The 21,853-nt window shown below is 62.8% G+C and carries 20 protein-coding genes; 14 read left to right on the top strand and 6 right to left on the bottom strand.

Going from position 1 to position 21,853, the window contains the following annotated elements:
* Nucleotides 1–36: 36 nt before the first annotated feature.
* The 13 genes from AB4O22_RS16120 (at nt 37) to AB4O22_RS16060 (ending at nt 11,410) form a co-directional block, all read left to right on the top strand.
* Nucleotides 37–1,035, top strand: coding sequence for an ATP-binding protein (locus AB4O22_RS16120; RefSeq protein ID WP_027912553.1), 999 nt, complete (start codon nt 37–39; stop codon nt 1,033–1,035).
* Nucleotides 1,036–1,136: 101 nt separating this feature from the next.
* The gene (locus tag AB4O22_RS16115; RefSeq protein WP_081042411.1) at nt 1,137–1,694 is read left to right on the top strand and encodes a vWA domain-containing protein; all 558 of its coding nucleotides are present in this window, start codon (nt 1,137–1,139) and stop codon (nt 1,692–1,694) included.
* Between the two features lie 200 nt (nt 1,695–1,894).
* Nucleotides 1,895–3,541: a phospholipase D-like domain-containing protein gene (locus AB4O22_RS16110; protein WP_460096731.1), complete on the top strand. Its 1,647-nt coding sequence runs from the start codon at nt 1,895–1,897 to the stop codon at nt 3,539–3,541.
* A 64-nt stretch (nt 3,542–3,605) separates the two neighbouring features.
* Nucleotides 3,606–3,854 carry a type II toxin-antitoxin system Phd/YefM family antitoxin gene (locus tag AB4O22_RS16105; protein WP_013692712.1) on the top strand — a complete coding sequence of 83 codons (249 nt, stop codon included), beginning with the start codon at nt 3,606–3,608 and terminating at the stop codon, nt 3,852–3,854.
* Between the two features lie 110 nt (nt 3,855–3,964).
* Nucleotides 3,965–4,306, top strand: coding sequence for a YdcA family protein (locus tag AB4O22_RS16100; RefSeq protein WP_003200220.1), 342 nt, complete (start codon nt 3,965–3,967; stop codon nt 4,304–4,306).
* A 395-nt stretch (nt 4,307–4,701) separates the two neighbouring features.
* Nucleotides 4,702–5,550 carry a transporter substrate-binding domain-containing protein gene (locus AB4O22_RS16095; RefSeq protein WP_223473145.1) on the top strand — a complete coding sequence of 283 codons (849 nt, stop codon included), beginning with the start codon at nt 4,702–4,704 and terminating at the stop codon, nt 5,548–5,550.
* Nucleotides 5,551–5,604: 54 nt separating this feature from the next.
* Nucleotides 5,605–6,267 (top strand): amino acid ABC transporter permease, encoded by a 663-nt coding sequence (locus tag AB4O22_RS16090; RefSeq protein ID WP_436132212.1) that lies wholly within the window; start codon nt 5,605–5,607, stop codon nt 6,265–6,267.
* Between the two features lie 9 nt (nt 6,268–6,276).
* Entirely contained in the window at nt 6,277–6,939 is a 663-nt protein-coding gene (locus tag AB4O22_RS16085; protein ID WP_028236639.1) for an amino acid ABC transporter permease, read from the top strand.
* Nucleotides 6,936–7,757, top strand: coding sequence for an amino acid ABC transporter ATP-binding protein (locus AB4O22_RS16080; RefSeq protein ID WP_003200230.1), 822 nt, complete (start codon nt 6,936–6,938; stop codon nt 7,755–7,757). Before AB4O22_RS16085 ends, AB4O22_RS16080 begins: the two co-directional genes overlap by 4 nt.
* Before the next feature lie 26 nt (nt 7,758–7,783).
* Entirely contained in the window at nt 7,784–8,173 is a 390-nt protein-coding gene (locus AB4O22_RS16075; protein WP_013692714.1) for a RidA family protein, read from the top strand.
* 145 nt (nt 8,174–8,318) lie between these two features.
* On the top strand, nt 8,319–9,083 hold the full coding sequence (locus tag AB4O22_RS16070; RefSeq protein ID WP_003200234.1) for an IclR family transcriptional regulator: 765 nt from the start codon (nt 8,319–8,321) through the stop codon (nt 9,081–9,083).
* A 40-nt stretch (nt 9,084–9,123) separates the two neighbouring features.
* Nucleotides 9,124–10,341, top strand: a complete 1,218-nt coding sequence (locus AB4O22_RS16065; protein ID WP_460096730.1) for an amino acid deaminase — start codon at nt 9,124–9,126, stop codon at nt 10,339–10,341.
* 154 nt (nt 10,342–10,495) lie between these two features.
* Entirely contained in the window at nt 10,496–11,410 is a 915-nt protein-coding gene (locus AB4O22_RS16060) for a sugar kinase (RefSeq protein WP_003200238.1), read from the top strand.
* 122 nt (nt 11,411–11,532) lie between these two features.
* On the opposite strand, the gene AB4O22_RS16055 is transcribed toward AB4O22_RS16060, so the two are convergent.
* Nucleotides 11,533–11,808, bottom strand: a complete 276-nt coding sequence (locus AB4O22_RS16055) for a peptidylprolyl isomerase (protein ID WP_003182808.1) — start codon at nt 11,806–11,808, stop codon at nt 11,533–11,535.
* Between the two features lie 48 nt (nt 11,809–11,856).
* Nucleotides 11,857–14,394 carry a hybrid sensor histidine kinase/response regulator gene (locus AB4O22_RS16050; protein WP_223473148.1) on the bottom strand — a complete coding sequence of 846 codons (2,538 nt, stop codon included), beginning with the start codon at nt 14,392–14,394 and terminating at the stop codon, nt 11,857–11,859.
* A gap of 132 nt (nt 14,395–14,526) precedes the next feature.
* On the opposite strand from AB4O22_RS16050, the gene AB4O22_RS16045 reads away from it, so the two are divergent.
* Nucleotides 14,527–15,645, top strand: coding sequence for a PilT/PilU family type 4a pilus ATPase (locus AB4O22_RS16045; RefSeq protein ID WP_057448215.1), 1,119 nt, complete (start codon nt 14,527–14,529; stop codon nt 15,643–15,645).
* Nucleotides 15,646–15,762: 117 nt separating this feature from the next.
* Here AB4O22_RS16045 and AB4O22_RS16040 read toward each other — a convergent pair whose 3' ends face one another.
* The 4 genes from AB4O22_RS16040 to AB4O22_RS16025 all read right to left on the bottom strand — a co-directional run bounded on the left by AB4O22_RS16040 (nt 15,763) and on the right by AB4O22_RS16025 (nt 21,770).
* The gene (locus AB4O22_RS16040) at nt 15,763–17,718 is read right to left on the bottom strand and encodes an acetoacetate--CoA ligase (RefSeq protein ID WP_223492981.1); all 1,956 of its coding nucleotides are present in this window, start codon (nt 17,716–17,718) and stop codon (nt 15,763–15,765) included.
* 158 nt (nt 17,719–17,876) lie between these two features.
* Complete coding sequence (locus tag AB4O22_RS16035) at nt 17,877–18,653, bottom strand: 3-hydroxybutyrate dehydrogenase (RefSeq protein WP_039011205.1); 777 nt, start codon at nt 18,651–18,653, stop codon at nt 17,877–17,879.
* Nucleotides 18,654–18,660: 7 nt separating this feature from the next.
* Nucleotides 18,661–20,052 carry a GntP family permease gene (locus AB4O22_RS16030; protein WP_003200250.1) on the bottom strand — a complete coding sequence of 464 codons (1,392 nt, stop codon included), beginning with the start codon at nt 20,050–20,052 and terminating at the stop codon, nt 18,661–18,663.
* A 302-nt stretch (nt 20,053–20,354) separates the two neighbouring features.
* Complete coding sequence (locus tag AB4O22_RS16025; protein ID WP_003200252.1) at nt 20,355–21,770, bottom strand: sigma-54 interaction domain-containing protein; 1,416 nt, start codon at nt 21,768–21,770, stop codon at nt 20,355–20,357.
* Nucleotides 21,771–21,853: the final 83 nt, after the last annotated feature.

Raw genomic sequence — 21,853 nt, 5'->3', positions numbered from 1 at the left:
GGCGAGGGATTATTGAACATTCATGAGACATCCAACATGACCCACACCCCCCATTTCCCGCTCTGCGCCGTGGTCGGTGCCGATGATCTGAAACTGGCCCTGTGCCTGGCCGCGATCGATCCGAAAATCGGCGGTGTGCTGATCGAAGGGCCGCGTGGCATGGCCAAGTCCACACTGGCCCGGGGCCTGGCGGACCTGCTGGCCAGCGGTCAGTTCGTCACCTTGCCCCTCGGTGCTACCGAAGAGCGACTGGTGGGCACCCTGGACCTGGACGCGGCGCTGGGGGAAGGGCGCGCGCAGTTTTCTCCCGGTGTGTTGGCCAAGGCCGATGGTGGCGTGCTGTACGTCGATGAAGTGAACCTGCTGCCCGATCACCTGGTGGACTTGCTGCTCGATGTGGCCGCCAGCGGCACCAACCTCATCGAGCGCGACGGCATTTCCCATCGGCATCCGGCGCGCTTTGTGCTGATCGGCACCATGAATCCGGAAGAGGGCGAACTGCGCCCGCAGTTGCTCGACCGTTTTGGCCTGAACGTCGCCCTCGACGGTCACACCGCACCGACTGAGCGCGGCCAGATCATCCGACGGCGGCTGGATTTCGACAGTGATCCGCAGGCGTTCTGCGCGGCGTGGGAGACGACCCAGGCGCAGTTGCGCGAACGTTGCCAACAGGCACGCGACCGCTTGGCCGGGATCGCCCTGGATGACGCGGCGCTGGCGCAGATCACCGAGCGCTGCTTTGCCGCCGGGGTCGATGGCTTGCGCGCCGACCTGGTCTGGCTGCGGGCGGCCCGGGCCCATGCGGCTTGGCGCGGGGCTGCTGCAATTGCCGATGAAGACATCGATGCGGTGGCCGAGTTTGCCTTGCGGCACCGGCGGCGCGGGCATTCGGCACCGACACCGTCCCAGGCGCCGACCGGCGCGGAAAAAACCACTGAACCCAGCGAGGGCCAGGGCCAGTGGGGTGACCTGCCGGCCCGGGCATTGCCGACCGGTGCTCGGCGTGACGTGCCGAGCTGGCCAAAAAAGCCCTAGGCATTCGCCCCCGTTCGCCAGCGGGGGCGAATGCCAGCCCCCGTGCCGGACGACTCGACCAGGGCCGCCAGGGCCGCAGCAAAGCGGCGGCCAGCGGTGCGGTGAACTGGCCGGGGACGCTGCTCAATGGCCGGCCACGTCTGCGTGAGGACTTGTGCTGGCACGCTCGCCAGCGCTCGCCCCATGAGCTGTGGCTGGTGATCGTCGATGCGTCGGCCTCGACCCGTCGTCATCGCGCCTTGAGTGACGGCAAGGGCCTGCTGGCGCAACTGTTCGACGACGCCTATCGCCAACGGGCCCGCCTGGGGCTGTTGACGGCCAGCGGTACGCAGCCGGACTGGCAGGTGCAAGGGCTCAAGGCCTCGGCCGGTCTGCGCGACTGGCTCGATGGGCTGGGCGCCGGTGGCGGAACGCCGTTGCTGGCGGCGCTGAACGAGGCCGGGCGCTGGCTGGAGGCCCGACGCAAGCGCTACCCGGCGGAGCAGCAACGGGTCTTGGTGATGACCGATGGGCGAGTCAAGGAGGGGCTTTCACTGCCGTTGCTCGATTGCCCGTGCCTGTTGATCGACATCGAAAGAGGCCCGATTCGCCTGGGCCGGGCCCGGCAGTTGGCGGGGCGGTTGGGGGCGGAGTATCGGCATATCGATGAAACCACTTGAAATGTTCTTTGACTGTGAAGGCCTCATCGCAAGCAAGCTCGCTCCCACATTTGGTTTCGCTGTGCACACATAACTGATGAACACCACAGCCCCCTGTGGGAGCGAGCTTGCTCGCGATCAGCATCACCTCGGTCCCTGATCTGACCATCTAACCTGTATCACTGCACTATGCTCAGGCAGCCCCCTCACAGGAGTGAACCATGCGCGTACTCGTCACCAACGCCCAGGACGATTTTCGGGTCAAGGCCTATGCCGGCACCAACGGCGTGCTGCTCGCCATGGACCTGGCGGAATCCCGACGCCAGGGGCTGCTGGGTTTTGCCATCGAGAAGCAGCAGGGGGACAAACCCTGGCTGTTCCTGTTCAACAGCCTGACCTTCCCCGACAAGGCCCACACCTTTCCTCAGTTCCACGCCACCCCCAGCGACAAGGCACCCTTGCAGAAATTTCGCTGGGCCGACTACGCGGTCAACCCCGGCGTGACCATGCACTACCGCGTGCACCTGGCCTACGGCAGCCCCGATGCACCGCAGTTGGGCGAATCCCTGGAGGTCACGGTCACCAGCGACGACGGGCAGCCGGCCAACCAGCGGGTCATCTTCAACCGTGCCGTGGCCGCCAGCCAGGCGTTCCAGCGCAAGTTTCCTGAAGTGGACGCGCTGATCGACGCCAACAAGCACCTGTCCATCGATGACTGGCCCGACGCCCCGCGTCGCTGGCTGGAGAATGGCCTGTTGGGACGCCTGATCGGTTTTATCGACCGGGCGCTGGATGCCAACTGGGCCCTGGATGTCGCCATTTATGAATACGAACTGCCGGTGATCGTCGACGCGGTGAATGCCGCCCATGCTCGCGGTGCGAAGGTGCGGGTGCTGTATCACGCCGAGCCGGGGGACGACACCACGGCGCGCAACGAAGCCAGCCTCGAGAAAATGCCAGCAGCCAACAAGCGCGGACGAGTTACCCATAACATTTTCCACGACAAGTTCATTGTGCTGAGCAAGGTGGACGGCAACGGCTCATTGCAACCGGAGGCGGTGCTGTGCGGCAGCACCAACTTCACCGCCAACGGTGTCTACCGCCAGGCCAACGTCGTTCATGTGCTGGACGACCCTCGGGTGAGCGGCAGCTACTTCCAGGTGTTCGAGCAAATCTGGGCCGAACCCCAGGACGTCGGTGCCACTCGCCAGTGGCTGACCGACAACAATGCCATGGCTCCACAAGAGGCGTTGTTCGCCGGGTTCTCGCCGCGCACCGGGGAGGGCGACCTGGATCGCTTCGTCGACATCATCAAGGGCGCGCGAAAGGACCTGCTGTTCGTCACCGCCTTTGTGTTGCCCGAGCGCATCCTCGACGCCGTGCTCGGCGCACCCAATGACGACGTGCTGCGCTACGGTCTGCAAAACTCCAAGAGCCGCATCACCGGCTTTCACGCCGATCGCACCGCCGAATTCGCCGCCACCGCGCTGCTCAACACCGGCCTGGAAGGCTGGCTGCGGGAAAACATGAAAGGCCAGAAGGGCAACCTGCTGGTGCACACCAAAGCCATCGTCACCGACTTCACCACCGATACGCCGACCATCATCAGCGGCAGCCACAACCTGAGCGCCGCGGCGAGCAGCGGCAACGACGAGAATTACCTGATCATCCAGGGCAACACCGACCTGGCCGACCGCTACGGGCTGGAGTTGCTGCGTTTCTATGAACATTACCGCTTTCGCTACTTCGCAAAAAAACTCGCCCTCAAGCAGGTCAAGCCACTGGCGGTGGATGACAGCTGGAGTGATGACTATTACCGCGAGGGGGATTTGCGGATGTTGTCCAGGGTGAGGTTTTGCGGGCGCTGACAGTTTTAAGAGTTGTATTAGAACGCTATTGTTTAGCGCCATTCAGTACTCAAGGTCTCATTCCATGACTCGTATCGTGCTTTCTCGAGTTGTAGCCAGCATTTCTGAACTCAAGAAAAATCCGATGGGTACCGTTGCAGCGGGTGAGGGATTATCCGTAGCGATCCTGAATCGTAACGAGCCGGCTTTTTACTGCGTCCCAGCCAGAGAATACGAAGCCATGATGAATCGGCTTGAGGACATGGAGCTTGTCGCTCTGTGTCACGAGCGGGAGAACGATCCATCAATCAAGGTTGCGCTTGATGATTTATGAGCAGAAGTTCCTGTAGAAAACAGGGTTGTTCGAGTTGAGATCTTGCGGGCGTCAGGCGCAGTAGATGATCCAGTGCTAGCATAGGGCCATACATCAGCCTGGAAGCTGCCATGAATCTCTGTCACGGAACGTCCGCTTTACTTCGCGCCTGTGTCGCGATTCTGTTGTTGACCCTGGGCACTTCGGCCCTTGCCGCCAATCAACCGTGTTCCGGGCGCAAGGGCGGTATTGCCGGGTGTGACGGCGATACCTTCCTGTGCAACGACGGCTCCATCAGTGCTTCGAAGAAGTCCTGTTCCGCTGTGCTGGGGCTTCGGAACGAGGCCCGGCCGCAGTCGTTGCTCAAGTCCGCCGACGGTTGCCAATGCGGCAGTGGCAATTACTGCGTCGGCCCCCGGGGCGGGGTCTATTGCCTCACGCCTGGCGGCAGCAAGAGCTACAAGCGCAAATAGCCCAGGCACACCGCCGAACCATTGTGGGAGCGAGTTTGCTCGCGATAGCGTCAGGTCAGTCGCCATCAATATTGACTGATACACCGCCATCGCGAGCAAGCTCGCTCCCACAGGGTATTTTACAAATTCCAGAGTGGCTCCGTTTCGGTGCACCGGGGGCGCCGAATACCCGGCTTGGGGCCTTGTTACCCGTGCGTCGTGGCCCACGGTAGCAACAGTGTTCGCACGCAGATGCCACTGTGCGGGCGCCTGTTTTTCCCATCCCCCTGATTTCCTTAACTTTCCATTTTCCTCACCCACGCGCTGCAAGCCTGTGGCACACTTTCTGCTGTCTATTCCGTTGTTACATACCACGTTCCGGTATAGCGGAATAAACCCATTCTGGAGTGCTTGCCATGCAACGCCGACCTTCCTTGTTCAAAGCGTGTGTTTTTCTCTTCGCGGCCACGACGGCTGCCATGGGGGTCGCTCAGGCGGCCGACAGCAAGCTGGACAGCGTGCTGCAGCGGGGGAAATTGATCGTGGGCACGGGCAGTACCAATGCGCCGTGGCACTTCCAGGGAGCGGATGGCAAGTTGCAGGGCTTTGATATCGATATTGCGCGGATGGTCGCCAAGGGGTTGTTCAACGACCCGGAGAAAGTCGAGTTCGTGGTGCAGTCTTCCGATGCGCGCATACCCAACCTGTTGACCGACAAGGTCGACATGAGCTGCCAGTTCATCACCGTCACCGCCAGCCGCGCCCAGCAAGTGGCGTTCACCCTGCCGTACTACCGCGAAGGCGTGGGCCTGCTGCTGCCGGCCAACAGCAAGTACAAGGAAATCGAAGACCTCAAGGCCGCCGGCGACGGCGTCACCGTGGCGGTGCTGCAGAACGTCTACGCCGAGGAGCTGGTGCACCAGGCGCTGCCCAAGGCCAAGGTCGACCAGTACGACAGCGTCGACCTGATGTACCAGGCAGTGAACTCCGGTCGCGCCGATGCCGCCGCCACCGACCAGTCCTCGGTCAAGTACCTGATGGTGCAGAACCCTGGCCGCTACCGCAGCCCGGTCTATGCCTGGAGCCCGCAAACCTACGCCTGTGCGGTCAAGCGCGGCGACCAGGACTGGCTGAACTTCGTCAACACCACCTTGCATGAAGCCATGACCGGCGTGGAATTCCCCACCTATGCGGCGTCCTTCAAGCAGTGGTTCGGTGTCGAGCTGCCGTCGCCAGCGATCGGTTTCCCCGTCGAATTCAAATGACCCTGTGAGCCCGGGGCGCCACTTGCGGGCGCTCCGTCGAAGGTACTGCCGACCATGAATTATCAGTTGAACTTTGCCGCCGTCTGGCGCGATTTCGACACCCTGCTGGCGGGGCTTGGCCTGGGGCTTTCCCTGGCACTGGTGTCGATCGCCATCGGTTGCGTGATCGGCCTGGCGATGGCGTTCGCGCTGCTGAGCAAACATCGGCTCTTGCGAGTGCTGGCGTCGGTGTATGTGACGGTGATCCGCAATACGCCGATCCTGGTGTTGATCCTGCTGATCTACTTCGCCTTGCCGAGCCTGGGCATCCGCCTGGACAAGCTGCCGTCGTTCGTCATCACCCTCTCGCTGTACGCCGGGGCCTACCTGACCGAAGTGTTTCGCGGCGGACTGTTGAGCATTCACAAGGGACAGCGTGAAGCCGGGCTGGCCATCGGCCTGGGCGAGTGGCAGGTGAAGGCCTACATCACCGTACCGGTGATGCTGCGCAACGTGTTGCCGGCGTTGTCGAACAACTTCATTTCGCTGTTCAAGGACACCTCCCTGGCGGCGGCGATTGCCGTGCCGGAGCTGACCTATTACGCCCGCAAGATCAACGTGGAGAGCTACCGGGTGATCGAAACCTGGCTGGTGACCACGGCCCTGTATGTCGCGGCCTGTTACCTCATTGCCATGGTGCTGCGTTATTTCGAGCAGCGCCTGGCGATCCGCCGTTAGGAGTGTCCCATGTACGAATCACCCAGTTGGTTGCATGAGTTATGGGTTGCCCGGGACACCCTGTGGGCCGGCTTCCTGACCAGTGTGCAGTGTTCGCTGCTGGCGATTGTGTTGGGCACGTTGATCGGCCTGGTCGCCGGGCTGGTGCTGACCTATGGCCGGACCTGGATGCGCGCGCCGTTTCGCTTCTATGTCGACCTGATTCGCGGCACGCCGGTGTTCGTGCTGGTGCTGGCCTGCTTCTACATGGCTCCGGCCCTGGGCTGGCAGATCGGTGCGTTCCAGGCCGGCGTGCTGGGCTTGACGCTGTTCTGCGGCTCCCACGTGGCCGAGATCGTGCGTGGGGCCTTGCAGGCGTTGCCCCGTGGGCAGATGGAGGCGAGCCAGGCCATCGGCCTGACGTTCTACCAGTCGCTGGGCTATGTGCTGTTGCCCCAGGCGTTGCGGCAGATCTTGCCGACCTGGGTCAATTCCTCCACCGAGATCGTCAAGGCCTCGACCCTGCTGTCGGTGATCGGCGTCGCCGAACTGCTGCTCAGCACCCAGCAGATCATCGCCCGGACGTTCATGACCCTGGAGTTTTACCTGTTCGCCGGGTTTCTCTTTTTCATCATCAATTACGCCATTGAATTGCTCGGGCGGCACATTGAAAAGCGGGTGGCCTTGCCATGACTGACGTTTCGAATCTCTCCAACACGGAGCTTTCCAACACAGAGCTCTCCAACACCCAGCCGCTGCTGGACATTCGCGGCTTGCGCAAACAATACGGCCCGTTGGAAGTGCTCAAGGGCGTGGACCTGAGCATGCAGCGCGGCAACGTAGTCACGCTGATCGGTTCCAGCGGTTCGGGCAAGACCACGCTGCTGCGCTGCGTCAACATGCTGGAAGAGTTCCAGGGCGGGCAGATCATGCTCGACGGCGAATCCATCGGTTACGACGACATCGACGGCAAGCGTGTGCGCCACGCCGAAAAAATCATCGCCCGGCACCGGGCCATGACCGGCATGGCTTTCCAGCAATTCAACCTGTTCCCGCATTTGACCGCGTTGCAGAACGTCACCCTGGGCCTGCTCAAAGTGAAAAAGCTGCCCAAGGACGAGGCCGTGGCCCTGGCCGAGAAATGGCTGGAGCGAGTGGGCCTGTTGGAGCGGCGCGATCACTTTCCCGGCCAGTTGTCCGGCGGGCAGCAGCAGCGCGTGGCAATCGCCCGGGCAATTGCCATGAACCCCAGCCTGATGCTGTTCGACGAAGTGACCTCGGCCCTGGACCCGGAACTGGTCGGCGAGGTGCTGAACGTGATCAAGGGCCTGGCCGAAGACGGCATGACCATGCTGCTGGTGACCCACGAAATGCGCTTTGCCTTCGAGGTCTCCGACAAGATCGTGTTCATGAACCAGGGCCGCATCGAAGAGCAGGGGCCGCCGAAGGAATTGTTCGAACGGCCACAGTCGCCACGGCTGGCAGAATTTCTCAAGAACACGCGTTTTTAATTTTCCATTCAATAAGGAGATAACCCATGAGCATTACGCGCTACGGCACCGGCAGCACCGCAGGTGGCGGTCAGCCTCGGCCATTCGCCCGCGCCGTGGAAGCCGATGGCTGGCTGCACGTGTCCGGCCAGGTGCCGGCGGTGAACGGCGAGATCATTGTCGGCGGGATCGTCGAACAGACCCACCAGACCATGAAGAACCTGGTCGCTATTCTCGAGGAGGCCGGATACGGCCTGGAAGATGTGGTGCGCTGCGGTGTGTGGCTGGAAGACCCGCGGGATTTCTGGAGTTTCAACAAGGTCTTCGGCGAGTACTTCAGCCCGGAACACGCCCCGGCCAGGGCCTGCGTGCAGGCGAGCATGATGGTCGATTGCAAGGTCGAGATCGATTGCGTGGCCTACAAGAAGAAGGCCTGAACCACGGGGGCCTTATCGCGGGCAAGCCTTGCTCCCACAAGGAAACGCATTCTTCCGTGGGAGCATGGCTTGCCCGCGATAGCGATCTATCAGGCGGCGCAGCAGTCTGGTTAAACTCCCGGCCAACTGAATGGGAACCAAAGACATGACCGAAGACACCATCAAACGCCGGGCCCGGGGATTGGATCGGGCGTTCGATATCCTCGATTTCCTCAAGGAAATCGGCCAGCCGCTGCGCCCGAACGATATTGCCAGCGGCATCGGCAGCCCCAAGTCCACGGTCTATGAACTGGTGGCGTCGCTGCTGGAGCGGCGCATCCTCGAGCCGGTGGGCAAGGACGGCCATGTCTACCTGGGCCGCCAGTTGTATTTTCTCGGGCAGGCACACCTGCGGCATTTCGACCTGAGCCGCGAGGCTGACCAGGCCTTGCAGGAGATCGTGCGCCAGACCCGGGAAACGGCGCAGATGTGCCTGCTCAACGGGCGCAAATACACCGTCGCGCTGATGAAGGAAGGCGAGCGGCATTTTCGCATTTCATCGGACATCGGGGAAAACGCGCCGATCCCGTGGACGGCGTCCGGGCGCCTGCTGCTGGCGCATTTGAGTGACCAGCAGATCGTCGACCTGATCGATCCCGACGACTTCATTTTGCCGGACGGCGAGCGCCTGCCCCTGGAGCAATTCCTCAAGGAAATCCGTCAGGCCGGCCTCGATGGGTTTTTCTCCTTCGACAGTGTCGCCGACACCTTCACCCACTGCTTCGCCGCACCGGTCAAAGACCCGAATGGCGTGGCCATCGCCACCCTGTGCATCGTCGCCCCTCGGGCCGACGCCAAGAACAATTACGCCGACTACCGCCGGGTGCTGATCGAAAGCGCCAACCACCTGGCCCGTCGTATCAATGAATAGACAGCAACGGCACTAGCGGCCGTGTGCGAGGAGTTCGAACATGCCTTCCGCCATCCTTAATGCCGGCGTCGAGAAGGGCGCCGCCACCGTCGGCGCCCACCTGCTACGGGACGTCAGCCTGCCGGCGCTGGTGCTGCATCGCGCGGCGCTGGAGCACAACATCCGCTGGATGCAGGATTTCGTCAGCAGCAGCGGTGCCGAACTGGCGCCCCACGGCAAGACCAGCATGACCCCGGCATTGTTTCGCCGGCAACTGGACGCAGGCGCCTGGGGCCTGACCCTCGCCAGCGCCGTGCAGACCCGTGCCGCTTACGCCCATGGCGTGCGCCGGGTGTTGATGGCCAACCAATTGGTGGGCACGCCGAACATGGCGCTGATTGCCGATTTGCTCGCCGACCCGGCGTTCGAATTCCACTGCCTGGTCGATCATCCGGACAACGTCGCTGCCTTGGGCGCTTACTTCGCCTCGCGCGGAGTACGGCTCAATGTGATGATCGAGTACGGCGTGGTCGGCGGTCGTTGTGGCTGCCGGACAGAGGCCGAGGTCTTGGCCCTGGCCGAGGCGATCCAGGCGCAACCGGCGCTGGCGTTGACCGGCATCGAAGGCTACGAAGGGGTGATCCATGGTGACCACGCCATCAGTGGCATTCGTGCGTTCGCGGCGTCCCTGGTGCGGCTGGCGGTGCAGTTGCAGGACAACCGCGCGTTCGCCATCGACAAACCGATCGTCACCGCCTCGGGGTCGGCCTGGTACGACCTGATCGCCGAATCCTTCGAAGCCCAGAATGCCCACGGGCGTTTCCTCAGCGTGCTGCGTCCCGGCAGCTACGTGGCCCATGACCATGGCATCTACAAGGAAGCGCAGTGCTGCGTGCTGGAGCGTCGCAGCGATTTGCACGAAGGCCTGCGCCCGGCGCTGGAAGTCTGGGCCCATGTGCAATCGCTGCCGGAGCCGGGTTTCGCGGTGATCGCCCTGGGCAAGCGCGACGTGGCCTACGACGCTGGCTTGCCGGTGCCGCTCAAGCGCTACCAGCCCGGTTCGGACACGGTGGCGGGTGATGATGTGAGTGCCTGCAAGGTGACGGCGGTGATGGACCAGCATGCGTTCATGACCGTGGCGGCGGGGGTTGAGTTGCGGGTCGGGGACATCATCTCGTTCGGTACTTCACACCCGTGCCTGACGTTCGACAAGTGGCGGGTGGGGTGCCTGGTGGATGAGCAGTTGCGGGTGGTCGAGAGCATGGAGACGTGTTTCTAGCCTTTAGACCGAGTCGCGGCTATCGCGGGCAAGCCTTGCTCCCACACTGATCGACTGTGAACACAAAATGGGTGTTTACCCAAGATCCCCTGTGGGAGCAAGGCTTGCCCGCGATAGCGACCTTCCAGACACCGCTGAATTATCAGGATCATCCATGAGCAACCCCAAACCCCGCATCGCCCTGATCGGCGAATGCATGATCGAACTGCAACAACGCGCCGACGGCAGCCTGCTGCAAAGCTTCGGCGGCGACACCCTGAACACGGCGGTGTACCTGGCCCGCGCCTTGGGCGACAGGGGCGCGGTGGATTACGTCACCGCCTTGGGCGACGACAGTTTCAGCGATGCCATGTGTGAAAACTGGGCCGCCGAGAACATCGGGCTGCAACGGGTCCAGCGCTTGCCTGGACGTCTGCCGGGCTTGTATTGCATCCAGACCGATGCGGCAGGTGAGCGGCGATTCCTGTACTGGCGCAACGAGGCGGCGGTGCGCGATTGTTTTACCACCCCGGCCGCCGGGCCGATCCTGGCCGCGTTGCTGGATTACGATGTGCTGTATTTCAGCGGCGTCACCCTGGCGGTGCTCGGCGAGCAGGGGCGTGGCAAACTCATCGAAACCCTGGTCGAAGCGCGTCGGCGCGGGGCGCTGGTGGTGTTCGACAATAACTTCCGGCCCCGGCTCTGGGGCTCGATCGAGGCGGCACGGGCGGCGTATCGCAGCGTCTTGCCCTATGTGGAGTTGGCGCTGCTGACCGTAGAGGACGAGCAGGCATTGTTCGGTCATGCCGACAGCGAAGCGGTGTTCGCCGCCTATGCGCAGCTTGGCACGCCCGAGGTGGTGCTCAAGCGCGGTGCCGAGGCCTGCCTGATTCGTTGCGACGGCCAGTCTTATGAAGTACCTGCCCTGCGGGTCGAGCGCGTCGTCGACACCACGGCGGCGGGGGACTCCTTCAGCGCCGCGTACCTGGCGAATCGTTTGCTGGGCGGCAGCCCGGTGGAAGCGGCCGAGGCAGGCCACCTGTTGGCGAGCCGGGTGATCCAGGTGCCGGGGGCGTTGATGCCCAGATAGAGGAGACACAGAACCTGTGGGAGCGAGCTTGCTCGCGATAGCGTCGGATCAGCCGGCATCCCTGTCGACTGACACACTGCTATCGCGAGCAAGCTCGCTCCCACAGGGGGATTGGGCGATCGTTAGTCCCGGTAGAACACCTGCACCAGGTGATACCCGAACTTGCTCTTGATCGGCCCATGCACCACCCGCAGCGGCTTCTTGAAAATCACCGCATCGATCACGCCGACCATCTGCCCCGGCCTTACTTCACCCAAATCGCCGCCGCGTTTGCCTGAAGGGCAGGTGGAGTATTTCTTGGCCAGCACATCGAAGGCTTCGCCCTTGGCGATGCGTTGCTTGAGCTGTTCGGCTTCTTCGGCGGTTTTCACCAGGATATGGCGGGCTTGGGCTTTCATTGCTGCGGTGACCTGAACGGTGCGACGGGGCGGCGATTATGCCTCAAGTCAGCTGCCATGGTTGATCATCGTCCGAATCTTGTTGGCCAGCAGATCGAGGGAGAAGGGCTTGGCGACCATGTCCATGCCCTGGTCGAGGAACCCCTGGCGTTCGGCGGCTTTCTGCGCGTAACCGGTCATGAACAGCACTTTCAACCCAGGCCGGTGCTGGCGGGCGATCTCCGCCAGTTGCCGGCCATTCATGCCCGGCAGCCCGACATCGGTCACCAGCAGGTCGATGCGCTGGTCCGATTCCAGCACGGGAAGCGCGGTCACGGCGTCCCGGGCTTCGAGAGCCGTGTAGCCCAAGGCCTGCAACAGGTCGAGCACCAACATACGCACGGCGGGCTCATCCTCCACCAGCAACACGGTTTCCCCGGCAATGGCCGGCGGTACGACGAACGCCTCTGGCGTTTCGGGTGGTTGGGTCGGCGAAACGTGCAAGCGCGGCAGGTACAACTGCACCCGCGTGCCCTGGCCCGGCACGCTGTCGAGGTTGAGGTGCCCACCCGACTGCTGGGCAAAACCGTAGATCATCGACAAGCCCAGGCCGGTGCCCTGGCCGATGGGCTTGGTGGTGAAGAATGGATCGAAGGCCTTGGCCAGTACGGCGGGGGTCATGCCGCTACCGTTGTCGCTGACGGCGATCATCACGTAGTCCCCGGCCTTGACCGGCTCCAGGGTGTTGATGTCAGTAGCGTCGAGATAGACGTTGGCGGTTTCGACGATCAGTTCGCCGCCCTCGGGCATGGCATCGCGGGCGTTGATCACCAGGTTGAGCAGGGCGTTTTCCAACTGGCTGGCATCGGTGTTGACCGGCCACAGCTCGCTGGCCAGTTGCAGCCGCAGCACGATGTGATCGCCAGTGGTGCGGCTCAGCAGGTCTTCGAGCGAGTGCACCAGGTCATTGGCGTCCAGCGGTTTGCGGTCCAGGGACTGGCGTCGGGAAAAAGCCAGCAGCCGATGGGTCAGGGCCGCGGCGCGGTTGGCCGAGGACACCGCGGCTTCGGTGAAGCGGCCGATCTCGTCAGTGCGGCCAGCGGCGATGTAGCGTTGCATCAGGTCGAGGCTGCCGAGGATGCCGGTGAGCATATTGTTGAAGTCATGGGCAATGCCGCCCGTGAGCTGGCCCACGGCTTCCATTTTCTGCGCATGGCGCAGGGCTTCTTCGGCGCGCTCGCGTTCGAACATCTCGCTTTGCAGCCGGTGATTGGCTTCGGCCAGTTGCTGGGTACGGGCGATGACGCGTTCTTCCAGTGTTTCGTTGAGGTTGCGCAGGGCCTCTTCGGTTTTCCGGCTCTCGGTCTCGTCGATCACGAAGATGTAGAAACCGTTCACCGCACCGTCCGCCCCATGGCGAGGCAGGTAGTTGATCAGCGAATGGCGCGGGCGCCCGTCGCGATGGTCCATTTGCACGGTGAAGCTGCACGGCTGGCCGGCCAGGGCGTCGGCGATCTGTTGGGCGCGGGCGGCGTAGGCCTCTTCGCCGAGCACTTCGCGGATGGTCTTGCCGTAGAGCTCCTGCGGGGTCAGGCCGTACCAGTCCAGGTAAGCGCTGTTGTTCAGCCGGAAACGCTCTTCGCGGTCCACGTAGCTGATGAGGATCGGCATCGCATTGATGATCAACTGCAGCTCGGTCTGGCTCTGGCGCAGGGCTTGCTCGGTGCGCTTGCGTTCGGTCAGGTCCAGCGCCGCGCCAAGAAAGCGCTTGGGTCGGCCGTGGCGATCCTTGTAGCAACGGCCGCGTACGTACACCCAGCGCAACTCATCGTCGGGCTGCAGCAGTCGGTACTCCTCGGCGTATTCGGTGCCGTGGGTGATGCAGTGCTTGATGCTGCGGGCAACCATCGCCCGGTCTTCGGGGTGCACGCCTTCAAGGTAGGCACTGATGGGCAACTGGCGGGACAGGCTGGGGTCGACGCCATGCAACAGGGCGAAGTGCGCATCGGCAATAAAGCGGTCTTCGCTGATGTCCCAGTCCCAGGTGCCCAACGCATCGGCGGCGGCCAGGGCCAGTTGCAAGCGCTCTTCGCTTTCGTGCTGGGCCTTGAGGCTGGCCTCGGAGCGGCGTTCGAACTCCATGGCCAGGCGGCGTCGTTCGCCGGTTTCGATGGCGGTGACCAGGATGCCGGCGACGCTGCCGCCTTCGTCACGCACCGGGCTGTAGGTCAGGTCCAGCCAGACATCACAGAGACGGCCGGCGAAGGGCACGCGCCATTGCTGGTCGCGGCAGGTGTGCGTCTGGCCTTGCAACACACGGTGATAAATCCCTTCGGTCGCACTCTTGAGTTCGGGCCATGCTGTATGGGTCGGCCGGCCGAATGCCCGGGGGTGCTTGTCACCGGCCAGTCGGCCGAAGGCGTCGTTGTAGAGATGGGACAGCTGCGGTCCCCACAGCAAGGCCATCGCCATGGGCGAATGGAGCATGATGTCCACGGCGGTGCGCAGGCTCTGGGGCCAGTTCTGGGCAGTGCCCAGCGGGGTCAGGGCCCAGTCCATCTGGCTGATCAGGCGCTGTGTATCGCTGCCGGCGGGTGTCGCGTTCATCCCGCGATCCCTGGCTGTCGTGTCTGTGCCACGGCGTCGACTATCCTCAGAAGAGGGTACATGCGGGTGGGTCTGAAGGGTTTCATGTTCGGCTCAGCTTGTTTCATTGACGTCTCGCGGAAGTTTCAGTCCATGGAAATCGATCCGTTGTTGCGAATCCTGGCGAGCCAGAATGGTTCCGACCTTTACATGTCCACGGGTGCGCCACCGTGCGCGCGTTTCGAGGGCGTGATCAAGCCCTTGGGGAACGAGGCGTTCAAGGTCGGTGACATTGCCAGGCTCGCCGAGTCTCTCATGGACGCCGAACAGCGTCTTGAGTTCGATCGGGAGTTGGAAATGAACCTGGCGATCTCCCTGGCTGGCGTCGGGCGGTTCCGGGTCAATATCTTCAAGCAGCGCAATGACGTGTCCATGGTGATACGCAACGTCAAGCTGGACATTCCGCGCTTCGAAGACCTGAAACTGCCTCGGGTGCTTTTGGACACCATCATGCAGAAACAGGGGTTGATGCTGTTCGTCGGCGCCACAGGCTCGGGCAAGTCGACCTCCCTGGCGGCGCTGATCGATTACCGCAATCGCAACAGCAGCGGCCACATCATCACCATCGAGGACCCGGTGGAGTATATCCATCGGCACAAGAAATCCATCATCAATCAACGGGAAGTCGGTGTCGACACCCGCAGTTTCCATGCAGCCCTGAAAAACACCCTGCGTCAGGCACCGGACGTGGTGCTGATCGGCGAAATTCGCGACCGGGAAACCATGGAACATGCCCTGGCGTTTGCCGACACCGGGCATCTGGTGATTTCCACCTTGCATGCCCATAACGCCAACCAGGCCCTGGACCGGGTGATCAATTTCTTTCCGGAAGAGCGTCGGCCGCAGTTGCTCAATGACCTGGGCAACAACCTCAAGGCGTTCGTCTCCCAGCGCCTGGTGCGCACCCGCACCGGCCAGCGGCGAGCGGCGGTGGAGGTCATGCTGGGCTCGCCCACGGTGGCCGACCTGATCCGGCGCAACGAGCTCGGCGAGCTCAAGGGCATCATGGAAAAGTCAGAGGAACTGGGGATGCAAACCTTCGATCAGGCGCTGTTCAACCTGGTGGTCGAAGGCGCCATCGATGAGGAGGAAGCGCTGAAAAATGCCGACTCGGCGAACAACCTGCGGTTGCGTTTGAAGTTGCATAGCGAGTCGGGGGCGGCGGCGCCACCGGCCGATCCGGCGGCGGGAGAGTGGGGGCTTATGGATTGATTGGTTTATAGGGAAACCGCGTTATCGTTCATCGCGAGCAAGCTCGCTCCCACAGTGGATCTGCGGTGATTGGCAGACCCTGTGGGAGCGAGCTTGCTCGCGATGAGGCCCTGACGGTCAGCTCGCAAGCTCCGGCCGATCCCGAAACTGCTCCAAAGCCCCGGGGTTGGCCAAGGCATCGGTGTTCTTCACCACCTCGCCATGCACCACATTGCGCACCGCCAGCTCCACCACCTTGCCGCTGATGGTTCGCGGAATATCACTGACCGCGAGGATCTTCGCCGGCACATGACGCGGGGTGGTGTTGGCCCGGATGACCTGGCGGATCCGTTGCTCCAGGGCTTCATCCAGTATCACGCCATCGCGCAGGCGCACGAACAGCACCACCCGGACATCGCCCTGCCATTGCTGGCCGATGGAGACGCAGTCCAGCACTTGCTCGACTTTTTCCACCTGCCGATAGATTTCCGCCGTGCCGATGCGCACGCCGCCGGGGTTGAGCACGGCGTCGGAGCGTCCGTGGATCAGGAAACCGCCGTGGGGCAGTTCTTCGGCGTAGTCACCTTGGGCCCACACGCCGGGAAACTGGGCGAAGTAGGAGGCGTGGAGTTTTTCCTGCCGAGGGTCGTTCCACAAGCCAATGGGCATCGCCGGGAAATGGCGGATGCACACCAACTCACCTTTTTCACCAATGACCGGGTTGCCGGTCTCGTTCCAGACCTGCACGGCCATGCCCAGGCTCTTGCCCTGCATCTCGCCCCGGCGCACCGGTGACAGTGGGTTGCCGTTGACGAAGCAGGACACAATGTCGGTGCCGCCGGACATCGAGGCTAGGCAGACATCGGCCTTGATGTCGCGGTACACGTAATCGTAGCTATGGGGCGCCAGTGCCGAACCGGTGGAGAGCAGGGTTTTCAGGCTGTCCAAACGGTGCGTCTGACGGGGCTTGAGGCCCTCGCTTTCCAGGGCGGCGAGGAATTTGGGGCTGGTGCCGAATACGCTGATGCGCTGCTGATCGATCAGGTCCAGCAAGCGCTCGGGGCCGGGGTGGAACGGCGAACCATCGTAGAGCACCACCGTGCTGCCCACGGCGAGGGCCGACACCAGCCAGTTCCACATCATCCAACCGCAGGTCGTGTAGTAGAACAGCCGATCCTCGGGCCCGAGGTCGACATGCAGGCCATGCTCCTTGACGTGTTGCAGCAGCACGCCACCGGTGCCATGGACGATGCACTTCGGCACGCCGGTGGTGCCGCTGGAATACAGGATGTACAGCGGGTGATCGAAGGGAACGCTGACGAACGCCGGTTCGCCACCGCTTTGATAAAAGTCGTTCCACAACGCGACTGCGGCCGCGGTCTTGAAGTCTTCGGCGCGGGCGTCAGGCTGGGCATAAGGCAGTACGATCAATTGCTGCAATGACGGCAATCGTTCAAGGATTTCGTTGACCTTGGCTCGCTGGTCGATGATTTTCCCGGCATAGCGATAACCCGCGCAGGTGATCAACACTTTGGGCTCGATCTGGCCGAACCGGTCGATGACGCCCTGGGTACCGAAGTCCGGTGACGAGCACGACCAGATAGCGCCCAGGCTGGTGGTGGCGAGCATGCCGACCAGGGTCTGCCAGGTGTTGGGCATGCAAGCGGCGACTCGATCGCCCTGGGTGACGCCGGCGGCTTTGAGGCTTGTTTGCAGGCCGGCGACATGGGCGGCGAGTTCGGCCCAGGTCAGTTGTTCCTGGCCGCCGTTTTCGTCGAGCGCCACCACCGCGACGGCGTCATCGCGGCGGCGCAGCAGGTGTTCGGCGAAGTTCAGCGTGGCGCCAGGGAACCACTGGGCGCTGGGCATTTGCGAACCTTCCACCAATACCGCGTCGGGCGCTTGGTGAAAGCGAATTTCGAAAAAATCGACAATGGCCTGCCAGAAGGCTTCGCGCTGGTCGATGCTCCAGGCGTGCAGGGCCGGGTAGTCGTGCAGTTGCAGGTGATGTCGCGCGTTGACGAACTGGCGAAAGGCGTTCATGCGCGACTGGGCGATGCGTTCGGGGCTGGGTTGCCAGAGTATGTCGGACATGGGGTGCCTCTTGTTCTTTTGTCGGGCCTGACGATCGTTCCTACGCTCTGCGTGGGAATGCCTCTGGGGACGCTCCGCGTTCCGTTCTTGGGACGCAGAGCGTCCCTGTCTGCATTCCCACGCAGAGCGTGGGAACGATCAGTATCCAGTAGAGAGGGTTATTGAGCCAACCACCCACCATCGATATTCCACGCCGCGCCGCGCACCTGGCTGCCGGCTTCGCTGCACAGGAACAGCACCAGTTCCCCCAGTTGCGGCGGGGTGACGAATTCCAGGGAGGGCTGTTTCTCGGCCAACAGATCGTGCTGTGCCTGTTGCGGATCGACGCCGGCGGCAATGCGATCATCGATCTGTTTTTGCACCAGCGGCGTCAGCACCCAGCCCGGGCAGATGGCGTTGCAGGTCACGTTGCTGGTGGCGGTTTCCAGGCCGACCACTTTGGTCAGGCCGATCACCCCATGCTTGGCCGCGACATACGCCGCCTTGCCCACCGAGCCGACCTGACCGTGCACCGAGGCGACGTTGATAATCCGCCCCCAGCCCTTGGCGCGCATGCCCGGCAGGCTCAGGCGGGTGGCATGGAACACCGAGGACAGGTTGATGGCGATGATCGAGTCCCAGCGCTCCACCGGGAAATCCTCCACGGCGGCCACGTGCTGGATCCCGGCGTTGTTCACCAGGATGTCCACGCCGCCGAACTCGCGTTCGGCGTAGGCGAGCATATCGGCGATCTGCGCCGGGTCGCTGACATCGGCTGGATGATGACCGACCTGGCCGCCGAACTGTTTCACCTCGGCGATCACCGCCGAGGCATCGCCAAAGCCGTTGAGGATCAGGTTGGCCCCGGCCTTGGCCAGGCTCAAGGCGATGCCCAGGCCGATGCCGCTGGTAGAACCGGTGACCAGGGCCGTCTTGCCCGAAAGAGTGGTTGTCATGGGAACCTCACACAATGCCAGTGGCGTAGAACACACCGATCACCACGAAGACCGCGAGGGTCTTGATCAGCGTAATGCAGAAAATGTCTTTGTAGGCTTCGCGGTGGGTCAGCCCGGTTACCGCCAGCAGGGTAATCACCGCGCCGTTGTGGGGCAGGGTGTCCATGCCGCCGCTGGCCATGGCGGCTACCCGGTGTAGCACTTCCAGGGGAATGTTGGCGGCGTGTGCGGCGCTGATAAAGGTTTCGGACATCGCCGCCAAAGCGATGCTCATGCCGCCCGAGGCGGAGCCGGTGATGCCCGCCAACAGCGTGACGGTCACCGCTTCGTTGACCAGTGGGTTGGGAATGCTCTTGAGCCAGTCGGCCAGTACCAGGAAGCCCGGCAAGGATGCGATGACCGCGCCGAAGCCGTATTCCGAAGCGGTGTTCATCGCCGCCAATAAGGCGCCGCCCACGGCGCTCTTGCTGCCTTCGGCGAGTTTGCTGCGAATGGCGCGGAAACCGAACAGCAAGACCATGATGATGCCCACCAGCAACGCCGCCTGCACCGCCCAGATCGCGGTGAGCTTGGCGATGTCGCTGGTCACTGGCGTCGCCATGCCCGGCAGCGCCAGGCTGTGGGTCTTGCCATACCACTGGGGAATCCACTGGGTGAACAACAGGTTCATGAGCCCTACCGCCAACAGTGGCGAAACGGCGATCCAGGGGTTCGGCAGCTTGATGTCTTCGGCGGTTTCCGGCTCGTTGCGCAACTCGGTGCCGTAGCCTTCGCCCGTGCGCTGGGCCTTGTTACGCTGGCGTTGCAGGAACAGCATGCCGAGGCTGAACACGAAGAGCGTGCCGATCACGCCCAGCCACGGTGCGGCCCAGGCAGTGGTGTTGAAGAACGTGCTGGGGATGATGTTCTGGATCTGCGGCGTGCCGGGCAGGGCGTCCATGGTGAACGAGAACGCGCCGAGGGCGATGGTGGCCGGGATCAGGCGCTTGGGGATATTACTCTGGCGGAACATCTCGGCGGCGAATGGATACACCGCGAACACCACGACGAACAGCGACACGCCGCCATAGGTCAGCAAGGCACAGACCAGCACGATTACCAGCATGGCCTGGCGCGTCCCCAGCAAGCGAATCGCCGCGGCGACGATGGAGCGGGAGAACCCCGACAGTTCGATCAGCTTGCCGAACACCGCGCCGAGCAGGAACACCGGGAAATACAGTTTGATGAAGCCGACCATTTTTTCCATGAACACCCCGGTGAAGGCGGGAGCGACGGCGGACGGGTCGGTGAGCAGGACGGCGCCGAGGGCGGCAATGGGGGCAAAGAGGATAACGCTGTAGCCACGGTAGGCGGCGACCATCAGCAGCGTGAGGGCTGCCAAGGCAATGATCACACTCATGGTGTGTCTCCTGGATTGTTATTGTTGTGGTGAAGCTGTGGGGAGGGCTTTAGCGAGTTTTGTGCCAGGTGTGTAACTGGCTGAAATATAAGGAAATTGTTTGGGGTTGTAGGGCGGGAATGAGAGGTTTGTCTCTGTTTTGAGATTTGTGTGGGGTGTGCAGGCCTCATCGCGAGCAAGCTCGCTCCCACAGTTGGCCGCGTATTTCAGGAGAACCCAGTCCCCCTGTGGGAGCGAGCTTGCTCGCGATGAGCGCAAAGCGCTCCAAAACCATAAGTCTATATTTTGAGAATAAAGTCTCTTTATTGAGACTCCGCAATCCCCAACGCCACCATCTTCTTGTACAACGTCGACCTCCCCAGCCCCAACCGCTCGGCCGCTTCAACCACTTTGCCCCCGCATTGCGCGAGGGTGGTTTCGATCAACTGCCGGTCGAAGCGTGCCCGGGCCTGGCTGAAAGTTTCTTGCGGCAACGGTTCCAGGCTTGGGCTTGCCGTGTGGGTTACCGGTATGAACGTGCCGATGGCGGCGCGGATGTCCGCCGCCGTGAGCACCAGGTCATCGCTGAGCAGCGCGGCCCGTTCCAGCACGTTGCGCAGTTCGCGGATGTTGCCCGGCCAGGCGTGTTGCCGCAGCAGGTCGAGGGCGGCGGGGTTCAGTTCGTGCTGGCTGCGCAGTTCTTCAAGGATCGCTTCGCTCAGGGCCGGCAAATCATCCAGGCGTTCGCGCAACGGCGGGACCTGGATCGGCAGCACGTTGAGGCGGTAGTACAGGTCGGCGCGAAACTCTCCGCGCTTGATCGCCGCTTCCAGGTCCATGGACGTGGCGGCGATGATTCGCACGTCGCTTTGCAGTACCTCATTGGAGCCCACCGGTTCGTATTCCTTTTCCTGGAGCACTCGCAGCAGTTTGCTTTGCAGCGGCAACGGCATGTCGCCGATCTCGTCGAGGAACAGCGTACCGCCTTGGGCGATCTGCAGTTTGCCGGCGCGGCCCTTGCGGTCGGCCCCGGTAAACGCCCCTGGCGCGGTGCCGAAGAATTCGGCTTCCAGCAGCGATTCAGGAATCGCCGCGCTGTTGATGCTGACGAACGCCTTGTGTGCGCGCGGCGAAGCACTGTGGATGGCCTGGGCCAGCAGTTCCTTGCCGGTGCCCGTTTCGCCGAGCAGCAGCACTGGCGAATCGGCGCTGGCGCTGCGCCGGGCACGGCGCTTGACCTCAAGGCCGGCGTTGCTGGTGCCAATGAAATGGGCAAAGTTGTACTTGGTCTGCCGCGCCCGCAGCAGCGAGCGGGTGGAAGCCAGTTCTTCCTGCATGCTCAGGTAGCGCTTGAGCATCGGGGACAGGCTGCGTAACTCATCGAACAAGGCAAAGCCGATGGCGCCGATCACCGCGCCCGCGCTGTCGTGGATCGGCAGGCGCATCACCACCAAGGGCTCCTTGGGCGTGTCCTGCATGTCCAGCAGGATCGGGCGTCCGGTGCGCACCACTTCACGCAACAGGCTGCCGGGAATCACGCTCTCGCACGCCCGGCCAATCGCCTCCTGCGCCGAGTTCAGGCCGAAGCGGCGGGCGTAGCGTTCGTTCATCCAGACGATGTTCGCGTCACGGTCGACAATCACCGTGCCTTCGCTGGACTGCTCGATGATCTCGAACAACGAACGGATCGCCAGCGTGCGGACGCGCTTGTAATCCTTGAGGCTTTCGGTGGGGTTCATGGTCGGATCCGAATTGTGTGTTGCCTGTCAGGTCCTCATCGCGAGCAAGCTCGCTCCCACAGTTGATCTTCAGTGCGACGCAG

Source organism: Pseudomonas sp. S3_B11 (assembly GCF_054667715.1).
Note: the sequence above shows the minus strand (reverse complement) of the source record. Positions and strands in the feature narration are given on the sequence as shown.